At 69.9% G+C, this 9878-nt stretch carries 11 protein-coding genes; 7 read left to right on the top strand and 4 right to left on the bottom strand.

Annotated features, from left to right (window positions below):
- A partial coding sequence (gene dusA, locus ACFE7U_RS16170) for a tRNA dihydrouridine(20/20a) synthase DusA (protein WP_375410742.1) occupies window positions 1-963 on the top strand: 963 nt, incomplete at its 5' end.
- A gap of 9 nt (window positions 964-972) precedes the next feature.
- On the opposite strand, the gene ACFE7U_RS16175 is transcribed toward dusA, so the two are convergent.
- The 3 genes from ACFE7U_RS16175 to cobS form a co-directional block, all read right to left on the bottom strand.
- Entirely contained in the window at window positions 973-1677 is a 705-nt protein-coding gene (locus tag ACFE7U_RS16175) for a TIGR02281 family clan AA aspartic protease (protein ID WP_375410743.1), read from the bottom strand.
- Window positions 1674-1877 carry a DUF1289 domain-containing protein gene (locus tag ACFE7U_RS16180; protein ID WP_375410744.1) on the bottom strand — a complete coding sequence of 68 codons (204 nt, stop codon included), beginning with the start codon at window positions 1875-1877 and terminating at the stop codon, window positions 1674-1676. The genes ACFE7U_RS16175 and ACFE7U_RS16180 overlap by 4 nt, the downstream gene beginning before the upstream one ends.
- Before the next feature lie 63 nt (window positions 1878-1940).
- Complete coding sequence (cobS, locus tag ACFE7U_RS16185; protein ID WP_375410745.1) at window positions 1941-2771, bottom strand: adenosylcobinamide-GDP ribazoletransferase; 831 nt, start codon at window positions 2769-2771, stop codon at window positions 1941-1943.
- 106 nt (window positions 2772-2877) lie between these two features.
- Here cobS and cobT point away from each other — a divergent pair, with 106 nt between their 5' ends.
- A complete protein-coding gene (gene cobT, locus ACFE7U_RS16190; protein WP_375410746.1) occupies window positions 2878-3900 on the top strand; it encodes a nicotinate-nucleotide--dimethylbenzimidazole phosphoribosyltransferase in 1023 nt (340 codons plus the stop codon).
- Between the two features lie 45 nt (window positions 3901-3945).
- Window positions 3946-4131, top strand: coding sequence for a hypothetical protein (locus ACFE7U_RS16195; protein ID WP_375410747.1), 186 nt, complete (start codon window positions 3946-3948; stop codon window positions 4129-4131).
- A 37-nt stretch (window positions 4132-4168) separates the two neighbouring features.
- On the opposite strand, the gene ACFE7U_RS16200 is transcribed toward ACFE7U_RS16195, so the two are convergent.
- Entirely contained in the window at window positions 4169-5716 is a 1548-nt protein-coding gene (locus tag ACFE7U_RS16200) for a sensor histidine kinase (protein WP_375410748.1), read from the bottom strand.
- 253 nt (window positions 5717-5969) lie between these two features.
- Between ACFE7U_RS16200 and ACFE7U_RS16205 the strand changes: the two genes are divergently transcribed.
- The 4 genes from ACFE7U_RS16205 to ACFE7U_RS16220 form a co-directional block, all read left to right on the top strand.
- Window positions 5970-6425 carry a (2Fe-2S)-binding protein gene (locus ACFE7U_RS16205; RefSeq protein WP_375410749.1) on the top strand — a complete coding sequence of 152 codons (456 nt, stop codon included), beginning with the start codon at window positions 5970-5972 and terminating at the stop codon, window positions 6423-6425.
- A 41-nt stretch (window positions 6426-6466) separates the two neighbouring features.
- On the top strand, window positions 6467-8686 hold the full coding sequence (locus ACFE7U_RS16210; protein ID WP_375410750.1) for a molybdopterin cofactor-binding domain-containing protein: 2220 nt from the start codon (window positions 6467-6469) through the stop codon (window positions 8684-8686).
- A 70-nt stretch (window positions 8687-8756) separates the two neighbouring features.
- A complete protein-coding gene (locus ACFE7U_RS16215) occupies window positions 8757-9392 on the top strand; it encodes a uracil-DNA glycosylase family protein (protein WP_375410751.1) in 636 nt (211 codons plus the stop codon).
- A gap of 55 nt (window positions 9393-9447) precedes the next feature.
- Window positions 9448-9878: orotidine 5'-phosphate decarboxylase / HUMPS family protein (locus tag ACFE7U_RS16220; protein ID WP_375410752.1), on the top strand; the 431-nt coding region annotated here is incomplete at its 3' end.

Below are 9878 nucleotides of genomic sequence, written 5' to 3' on the forward strand. Positions count from 1 at the left end.
CCCATGATGGATTGGACCGACCGGCATTGCCGGGCGTTCCATCGCGTCCTGTCTCGGCGGGCGCGGCTCTATACCGAGATGGTCACCACAGGCGCGATCCTCCACGGGCCGCGCGACCGCCTGCTCGGCTTCTCGCCTGCGGAGCACCCCGTGGCGGTGCAGCTCGGCGGCTCGGACCCCGGCGATCTCGCGCAAGCCGCGCGGATCGCCGAAGGCTTCGGCTACGACGAGATCAACCTCAATGTCGGCTGCCCGTCCGATCGTGTTCAGGACGGGCGCTTCGGCGCCTGCCTGATGCGAGAGCCGGCGCTGGTCGGCGAGTGCGTCGCCGCCATGAAGGCGGCGGTCTCGGTACCGGTCACGGTGAAGTGCCGCATCGGTGTTGACGACCAGGACGCATCGGCCCTCGACGCCCTTACCGAAGAAGTGGTCGCGGCCGGCGTCGATGCCCTCGTCGTGCATGCCCGCAAAGCCTGGCTCCAGGGCCTCTCCCCTAAGGAGAACCGCGACGTGCCGCCCCTCGATTACGGGCGGGTGGCCGCCCTGAAGCGGGCGTGGCCGGATCTGCCGATCGCCTTGAATGGGGGCATCGCCACGGTCGGGGACGCGCTGGCGCGGCTCTCGGATGTCGACGGCGTCATGATCGGCCGGGCGGCCTATGGTGAACCCGCGATCCTTCTCGATGTCGATCCCGTCCTGTTCGGGCAGGCGCCCCCGGTCGCCGACGTCTTCGAGGCGGTGGAAGCCTTCGCGCCGACCATCGCCCAAGCCCTGGCCGGAGGGGTCAGGCTCCACACGATCACCCGGCACATGCTCGGCCTGTTCAATGGGCGCCCGGGCGCGCGCGCCTTCCGGCGCCATCTCTCGACACGGGGCATGAACGCGGATGCCGGATTGGCGACCCTTCGCGAGGCCGTGGCGCTGGTCTCGCGCGAGGCGCCGGAGGCCAGCCGGGCTGCGTGACGCCGCAGGTCAGGGCGCGGCGCGCAGGATCAGCCTGTCGCCACGGACCTCGTAGGAGGCCAGCCGGCTGAGGAAGCTCATGCCGAGGAGATTGTCGAACAATGCGCCGGGTCGGCTGACCAGGGCGGAGACGCGTTTGACGGTGATGTCGCCTACCGAGATGCTATCGAGGAAGACCGGTGCAGCCACGGTGGTGCCGTTGGCGGTGGAGACGCGCACGCTGTATTCCGAGTCTTTCGGGGTCAGCCCGAGGGCGGCGGCGTTCTCGGCGGTCAGCACCACCGTGCTGGCGCCGGTGTCGAAGACGAAACTCTGCGTCCGGTCATTCGAAGACGCCCGGACCTGCGCCCGGACCTGAAAGTCACCCCCGGCCCGCCGGGTGATCGTGACCGTGCCGCCCGGGCCGGTGGCGGCGCTGCCGGGGCGCAACTCGCCGATGATCCGGTTGCCGAGTTCGCGGGCTTCGTCGCGATAGGCATAGGCTGCGACAACGACGAGGCCGAGCAGCGCCCAGATCAGCAGCGCCCGGATGTTCTCGCCCATGCGGCTGCGGAATTCGCCCCAGAACCCGGCCACGACCATGGCGAGGAGGGCGCTGCCGCCGGCGAGCCCGGCGAGCTGGTCCGGTTCGAGGCCGACCACCGGCGTCTGCCCGTCGTTGAAGACGAGGATCGCGAGAACAAGGCCGAGCAGCCCGAGCGCGACGTAGATCATGACCCCATCCGCCGATCCAGGGCTGCCTTCAGGCGCTCCGGCAGCGTCGTCATGATCGCACTGCGCCGCGCCTCCGGCATCGACCCCCACAGGGCGATCTCGTCGCGCGTGCGACCGCAGCCCTCGCAGAGGCCCAGCCTCTCATCGAGGATGCAGAGCTTGGTGCAGGGACTCGAGGGTTTTTGCGCGAGGACGGTCATCGGCCGTTCCATGAAGGGGCCGGGGGTTGCGATCAAGCCCGTCCGGCCATGAGGCCAGCGCGATCAAACCGGGATGGCGGCGACAAGGCCGATGAGTCCCGCGACCTCTGCCGCCTGCTGGCAGGCCCCGACCACGTCGCCGGTCTGACCGCCGATCTTGCGCCGAGCGAGGGCGGTGACGATGCCGGCCGCCAAAGCCGTGAATCCCAGCATCAAGGCGATGCCGCCTGCAGGCAGGCCGAGGCCGAGGGCCATGGCGGCGAGGCCGAGGCTGAGGCCCATGGCGACGAGGAAGGTCCCCCGCGTCGGTCGCCCGACCGCGGCGCCGGCTCCCCCCGGGCGGGCGGGGTCGAGCAGCACCATCGGCGCCAGGGCCGCCGTGCGCGAGATCGCCGCGGCCAGCACGAGCGCGAGGGCGGCGTAGGCGCCGGTCCGGTCGAGCAGGGTCGCCAGGGCGCCGATGCGCAGGGCCAGCGCCAGGACCAGTGCGACCCCGCCATAGGCGCCGATGCGGCTGTCGCGCATGATCTCGAGACAGCGCTCGCGGGTAGTGCCGCCGCCGAATCCGTCGGCGACGTCGGCGAGGCCGTCCTCGTGCAGGGCCCCGGTGACGAGGGCGCCGGTCGCCACCGCCAGGGTCGCGGCGAGGAAGGGACCGAGCCCGAGCGCCCAGGCACCCAGCAGCATCAGCCCCGACGGCAAGCCGAGGAGGAGGCCGGCCAGCGGCAGCATCCGCGGCACGGTGCGGAAGTCCGGCACCCCGTGCGGATCGCCCTCGCCGGGCAGGCGCGGCACGGTCAAGCGGCTGTAGAAGCGCAGGCAGGACACAAGATCGTATGCCGCCTGAGCACCGGGAAATGCCGGCTCCGCGACGTCCTGCGCATCCTCGGCCATCTCAGCCCGCCTTCACCGTCCCACCACCGGCCGGTATAGCCCGTGGTCAGCGCGCCCCGCCATCCCGGCATCGACCGCGCCAAACATGCTCGCGAGGGATGCCGACATGACCGACGAGAGCCCCTTTGCGGATATCCGCGGCCTGATCGCCGGGATGCCCGGCCCCGACCGCGACGCCGTCGCCATGGTGCGCGAGCGCGACGCGATGCTCACCAAGCCCGCGGGCGCGCTGGGGCGGCTCGAACAGCTCGTCGAGTGGCTCGCCGCCTGGCAGGCCAAGGGCCAGCCGAGTCTCGACCGGCCGCTGGTCTGCGTCTTCGCCGGCAGCCACGGGGTCGTCGCCCGCGGGGTCTCCGCCTATCCGGCCGACGTGAACCGCCAGATGCTCGACAACTTCGCCGCTGGCGGCGGCGCCATCAATCAGATCTGCGCCGCCTACGGCCTCGGCTTCAAGGTCTTCGACCTCGCCATCGACCTGCCCACCGGGGACATCTGTGCCGGTCCCGCCTTCTCCGAGAAGGATTGCGTGGCCACCATGGCCTTCGGCATGGAGGCGGTGGCTGCCGGTACCGATTGCCTCGCTCTGGGTGAGATGGGCATCGGCAACACCACCATCGCGGCGGCGATCTACGCCGCGCTCTACGGCGGCGATCCGGCCCATTGGGTCGGACGCGGCACGGGCGTCGACGAGGCCGGGCTCGCCCGCAAGACCGATGCGGTGGCCGCAGCACTCGTCCACCATCGCGGCCATCTCGACGACCCGCTCGAGGTTCTGGCCCGCCTCGGAGGCCGTGAGATCGCCGCGATGGCCGGGGCGATCCTGGCGGCGCGCCTCCAGCGGGTGCCGGTGGTGCTCGACGGCTACGTCGCCACCGCCGCCGCGGCGATCCTGCACGCCGTCGACGCGACGGCCCTCGACCATTGCCTGTCCGGGCACGTCTCGGCCGAGGGCGCGCATGCCGAGGTGCTGGAGCGCCTCGGCCTGGTGCCGCTCCTGGCGCTCGGGATGCGGCTCGGCGAGGGATCGGGCGCAGCAATGGCGCTGGGTCTGCTCAAGGGCGCGCTCGCCTGCCACCGCGACATGGCGACCTTCGCGCAGGCGGGGGTGTCGGGCCGCGATCAGGGCTGAGTCCGGTCGGCTCAAGGATCCGTCGCCCGGGATACGGCTCAGGTCATGACCTATGCCCGGGAGCAGCAGGAGGAGGGCGAGGTGAATTTCGCCCTGTTGCAGATGGGCGTGCGCCATCGCCTGAGCGACCAGCGCGCCAACCTGGGTCTCGCGGCCGGCCTCGGCCTGAGCCGGAACTCACCCGCGCTACAGATCGCGTTCGCCGTGCAAGGGGAACTCGGCGGGCGCTGAGCGCGGAGGCGTCGTCGGCAATGCGGCCCGCCGACGATCAGGCAGCCTGCGCCCGCCGCTTTCCGGCGATCTCCGGTTCCGCCACCATCCTGTCCGAACCGAGTTCCACCGCCGGCAGCGTTTCCATGACCCGGCTCGCCGGGAACGTCACCACCACCTCGGTACCCTCGCGCGGCCGCGAGCTGAGCTGGAACGTGCCGCCGTGGAGATCGACGAGGCCCTTCACGATGGGCAGGCCGAGGCCCGACCCCTGCTCGGCGGTCTTGATCGCCAGCGAGCCGCGGCCGAACGAGGACATCACGGTACCGATCTCGTCTTCCGGGATTCCGGGCCCCGAATCCTTCACGCTGACATATTGCCCACCCGAACCGGTCCAGCCGACCTTGATGGTGATCTCGCCGCCGGGAGGAGTGAACTTCACCGCGTTGGACAGGAGGTTGAGCACGATCTGGCGAAGCGCGCGCTCGTCGGCCCAGAGGCGCGGCAGGGTCTCGTCCACGAATTCGTGGAAGATCTGGCCCTTGCTGCGCGCGCGCAGGCCGATCATGTGGCGCGACTCCTCGACCGCCTGGGCGAGCTCGACCGCCTCCTCGTTCAGCTCGTAGCGCCCGGCCTCGATGCGCGAGAGGTCGAGGATCTCGTTGATGAGATTGAGGAGGTGCAGCCCGCTCTCGTGGATGTCGGTGGCGTATTCGCCATAGGCGGGCGCAGTGTGCGGGCCGAACACCTCGTTCTTCATCACTTCTGAGAAGCCCAGGATGGCGTTGAGCGGCGTGCGAAGCTCGTGGCTCATGGTGGCGAGGAAGCGGGACTTGGCGAGGTTGGCCTCCTCGGCGCGTCGGCGGGCCTCGTCGGAATTGGCCTTGGCGTGTTCGAGCTCGCCGAAGATCGCGTCCTTCTCCGCCTGCGATTGCAGCGCCTCGACCGTGGAGGCGTAGACCCGGTACACGAGCCCCATGAAGAAGGCCTGCGCGCCGAGCGTCATGGTCACAAGGATCACCGTGTCCATGTCGTGGGAGACGGTGAGGAGGGCGAGGGCCGCCATCATCAGCGGGACCAGCGCCGCCAGTGCGGCGGCCGGCACCGTCGCCGCCAGCATCGTCGCCACTGCCGCCACGATTACGAGCCCGAACAGCACGAAGGTCTGTGCGGCGCTCGAGCCGACAAGGATCATCAGCGCCCATGACGCGCTTTGAACCAGCTCCGTGCCGACGAAGGCGCGCCGCCACCGCTTCACCGAGACGGCGTCGGGGTCCAGCGACAGGAATCGCCGCGTCAAGGACATGGTGAGCGCGACGGAGGCCACGAGGCAGATCGCCCAGGCGACGGCGAAGCTCAGCGGAACCCAGAACGCCGTGGCGCCGGCCACCGCGACCGCGAGCAGCGCCTGGGGGAGGCCGGCCCCGGCGCGGTACTGCGCATAGATCCGGATGAGCTCGTAATCGAACGCCCTCTCCAGCCCGCTTATGGAGGTCAGCCGCTCGCGCGCCGAGCGGATGTCGCGCGCGACCACGCGACGACGGACCATCTCCTCTGAGGACGATCCCCGGCCACGTTGCACCATCTCCGCTGTCAGATCGGTCATCGCCGTCTTGAAATTTGAAGTGAGCGAGGCCGCGGACGGGAAACCATGGCGGCGCCGCACGTGCCATTCTGGAGACTGCCCCGGATGTGTTAAGAACGGCCTAGGGAAATCCGCACAGTTGTCCGGATCCTCGGGAGTGCTCCCTTCGGGAGACGGCAGTTTTTAGGATTCCTTATCCATGTGCGCGCCCGCACATGGATCGGTTCTCGACGCCGTTAGCTTCGGCGGCGTTCGGAGGATGAGGAGGCGCGACATGCTGACAGTGACGGTCAACGGCGTAGCGCACGAGGTCGATGCCGACCCGGCCACGCCCCTCCTCTGGGTCTTGCGCGACCATCTCGACAAGGCGGGCACGAAATACGGCTGCGGTATCGCTCAGTGCGGAGCCTGCACGGTCCACCTCGATGGGCAGCCGGTCCGTGCCTGCCAGACCCGGATCGGAGATGTCGGTGCGTCTTCCGTGACGACGATCGAGGGGGTTTCGGGGCGCGTCGCCGAAGCGGTTCAGACTGCTTGGCGCGGACTCGACGTGGTCCAGTGCGGCTATTGCCAGTCCGGTCAGATCATGTCGGCCATCGGCCTCCTGTCGACGACGGCAAATCCCTCCGATTCCGATATCGACGGCGCCATGGACGGCAACGTCTGTCGCTGCGGCACCTATCAACGCATCCGCGCGGCGATCCACGAGGCCGCCCGCTCCCTCGCCTGACCGACGCCCGCCCCAAGACGCTAATATCCGGGAGCCCAGCCATGCTGAAGGTCCATCAGACACATGAGGCATCGGTGGCGAAGCCCTCGCGCCGCGCCTTCCTGGGCGGTTCGGCCGCGGGCGCGATCCTGCTGGGATTCCATCTCGATGCGGGCAAGGCCGTTCGGGCCGCCGGCGGGCCGGACCTCTCCACGGGGCCGGCGCAACCCAATGCCTTCGTCAGGATCGCTGCCGACGACACCGTCACGGTGATGATCAAGCACCTCGACATGGGGCAGGGCAACACCACCGGGCTTGCCACCATCCTGGCCGACGAACTCGACGCCGATTGGACACGGGTGCGCACCGCCTTCGCGCCGGCCGATGCCGCCCTCTACAGCAACCTCCTGATGGGTCCGGTCCAGGGCACCGGCGGCTCCACCGCCATCGCCAATTCCTGGTTCCAGCTCCGCAAGGCCGGCGCGGCCGCCCGCGCCATGCTGGTCTCCGCAGCCGCGGCGCAGTGGAAGGTCCCTGCCTCCGAAATCACGGTGGAATCGGGCGTCATCCGCCACGCCGCATCGAACCGTCAGGGCCGCTTCGGCGAACTGGCCGAAGCCGCGGCCGGCCAGCCCGTGCCGCAGCAGCCGCGCCTGAAGGACCCGAGCCAGTGGCGGCTCATCGGCACCAAGGTGCCGCGCCTCGATTCGGGCGCGAAGACCGACGGGAGTGCCGTCTACTCCATGGACGTCCGCCGGCCGGGGCAGGTCACCGCGGTGGTGGCGCATTCGCCTCGCTTCGGCGGCGTCGTGAAGACCGTCGACGACAAGGCGGCCCGCGCCGTGCCGGGCGTGCTCGACGTGGTGAAGATCCCCACCGGCGTCGCGGTCATTGCGAAGGACACTTGGTCCGCGATGAAGGGCCGCGAGGCGCTGAACCTGACCTGGGACGACGCGGCCGCCGAGATGCGTTCCTCGGACGCGATCCTCGCCTCGTATCGCGAGACGGCGGACCGCCCCGGGCTCGTCGCCTCCGAGCGGGGCGACCCGGAGGGCGCAATCAAGGGCTCGGCGAAGGTTCTGGAGGCGGAGTTCAACTTTCCCTACCTCGCGCACGCAGCCATGGAGCCCCTGAACGCGACGATCGCGCGGGCCAAGGACGGCAGCTACGACGTCTATGCCGGGTGCCAGCTGCACAGCGTGGAGCAGGCGGTCATCGCGGCCACGCTGGGCGTGACGACCGACAAGGTCCGCCTTCATACCCAGTGGGCAGGCGGTTCGTTCGGGCGGCGGGCGACGCCGGGGGCGGACTACCTTGCCGAAGCGGCCGCCATCGTGCGCGCCACCGGCGGCAAGGCCCCGGTCCATCTCGTCTGGACCCGCGAGGACGACATGGCTGGCGGCTTCTACCGTCCCACCGTCCTCCACAAGCTGAAGGCCGGGCTTGATGCCAAGGGCGCCATCACCGGCTGGACCCACACCATGGTCGGAAAGTCGATCCTGGTCGGCTCGCCCTTCGAGACCATGATGGTGAAGAACGGCGTCGACTCGACGACCGTCGAGGGTGCCTCCGATACCCCCTACGCTCTGCCGGCCTTCCGCTTCACGGTGCACAATGCCCGCGAGGGCGTGCCGGTGCTGTGGTGGCGTTCGGTCGGCCATACCCACACGGCGCAGGCCATGGAGGTCTTCGTCGACGAGCTCGCGCATGCGGCTGGCGCCGACCCGGTGGCGTTCCGGCTCGGCCTGCTCTCGGCCGCCCCGCGTTTGTCCGGCGTCCTCAAGCTCGCGGCCGAGAAGGCCGGATGGAGCTCGGCCGCCAAGAAAGACATGACGTCGAAGGGGAGGGGGTTCGGCGTCGCGGCGCATGAATCCTTCGGTTCCTACGTCGCGATGGTGGCCGACATCACCGCCGAGGACGCGAAGGTGAAGGTCAACCGCATCGTCGCGGCCGTCGACGTCGGCGTCGCGGTCAATCCCGACATCATCCGGGCGCAGGTCGAGGGCGCGGTCGGCTTTGCCCTGTCCTCGGTGCTGCGCAACCGCATCACGCTGAAGGACGGCGTCGTGCAGGAGCGCAACTACGACAGCTACGAGCCGACGCGCATGAGCGAGATGCCGGTGGTCGAGGTCCACATCATGCCCTCCACGGCCGCACCAACCGGGATCGGCGAGCCGGGGGTCCCGGTGATCGCCCCGGCGATCTCCAACGCGATCTTCGCGGCCACCGGCCAGCGCCTGCGCTCGCTGCCCCTGGATCTCAGTGGCATGAAGGGCGTGTGATACGAGAGCCGTCGCCGCCGATACGGGGTGTCCCTCGCCGCATCGAGGTGGCGCCTTACCTCTCCACCCGATGTCTTCGCCAACCGCCTTCGATCAGACCGTCGCCGGCCTTCGCGCCTGCCGGATCTGTCGCGACGAGCCCCGGTACGGTGCTCCTCTTCCGCAGGAGCCGTTCCCCATCGTTCAGGGGACGGCCAAGGCCCGGCTGTGCATCGCCAGCCAGGCACCGGGGACACGGGCGCACCGCAGCGGCGTCCCGTTTCAGGACCCTTCCGGCATTCGCCTGCGTGCCTGGCTTGGGCTCGACGAACCCGCCTTCTACGACCCAGACCGCGTCGCCATCGTCCCGATGGGCGCCTGCTTTCCCGGGCTCGACGCCAAGGGCGGCGACCGGCCGCCCCGTCGCGAGTGCGCGCCACGCTGGCGGCAGGAACTGCTCGCAGGCCTCGATCGGCTCGAACTGATCCTCGTCATCGGCCAGTATTCCCAAGCGTGGCATCTCGGGGCCATGGAGGGTGGCCTCACCGGCACGGTGCGGCGCTGGCGCCAGATCCTCGACGAGCCGCGACGGCCTCGCGTGCTGCCGCTGCCGCACCCGTCGTGGCGCAACAACGGCTGGCTGAAGGCCAACCCCTGGTTCGAGGCCGAATTGCTTCCGGCTCTCAAGGCCGAAGTCGCCTCCGTGATGACGCCTCCGCCGTCCTGAGCGTTGACAAGGTCGTCCCCGGCATGGTCCTCCGACCAGTAATCCGGAGATCCCGATGCCCGACGCCGCGACCACGGCAGACCCCCGCGACCGGCTCATCATCGCCCTCGACGTCGCCACGCCCGGCGAGGCGGAGGCCCTCGTCGAGCGGATCGGCGATGCCGCGACGTTCTACAAGATCGGCTATCGTCTCGCCTATGGCGGCGGCCTTGCCCTGGTCCCCCGCTTGGCGGGTGCCGGCCTGAAGGTCTTCCTCGATCTCAAGCTCCATGACATCGGCAACACCGTGGAGGAGGGGGTGCGTGCCCTGTCCGATCTCGGGGCGACCTTCCTCACCGTGCATGCGTATCCTCAAACCATGCGGGCCGCCCTTCGCGGTCGGGGCCTCTTGGGACCGCGCATCCTGGCGGTGACCGTGTTGACCTCCTACGACGACGCAGACCTCGCGGAAGCCGGCTATGGGCTGAGCGTGCCGGAACTGGTCGT

The sequence above is a fragment of the uncultured Methylobacterium sp. genome, assembly GCF_964251405.1.
Taxonomy (GTDB): Bacteria; Pseudomonadota; Alphaproteobacteria; order Rhizobiales; family Beijerinckiaceae; genus Methylobacterium.

What these genes read in the sequence shown, in the direction of transcription:
- ACFE7U_RS16195 (WP_375410747.1), top strand. Translation starts at nt 3,946, where the DNA reads ATGACCTATGCCCGGGAGCAGCAGGAGGAGGGCGAGGTGAATTTCGCC.
- ACFE7U_RS16175 (WP_375410743.1), bottom strand. Translation starts at nt 1,677, where the DNA reads ATGATCTACGTCGCGCTCGGGCTGCTCGGCCTTGTTCTCGCGATCCTC.
- ACFE7U_RS16200 (WP_375410748.1), bottom strand. Translation starts at nt 5,716, where the DNA reads ATGACCGATCTGACAGCGGAGATGGTGCAACGTGGCCGGGGATCGTCC.
- ACFE7U_RS16210 (WP_375410750.1), top strand. Translation starts at nt 6,467, where the DNA reads ATGCTGAAGGTCCATCAGACACATGAGGCATCGGTGGCGAAGCCCTCG.
- cobT (WP_375410746.1), top strand. Translation starts at nt 2,878, where the DNA reads ATGACCGACGAGAGCCCCTTTGCGGATATCCGCGGCCTGATCGCCGGG.
- ACFE7U_RS16215 (WP_375410751.1), top strand. Translation starts at nt 8,757, where the DNA reads ATGTCTTCGCCAACCGCCTTCGATCAGACCGTCGCCGGCCTTCGCGCC.
- ACFE7U_RS16180 (WP_375410744.1), bottom strand. Translation starts at nt 1,877, where the DNA reads ATGACCGTCCTCGCGCAAAAACCCTCGAGTCCCTGCACCAAGCTCTGC.
- ACFE7U_RS16205 (WP_375410749.1), top strand. Translation starts at nt 5,970, where the DNA reads ATGCTGACAGTGACGGTCAACGGCGTAGCGCACGAGGTCGATGCCGAC.
- cobS (WP_375410745.1), bottom strand. Translation starts at nt 2,771, where the DNA reads ATGGCCGAGGATGCGCAGGACGTCGCGGAGCCGGCATTTCCCGGTGCT.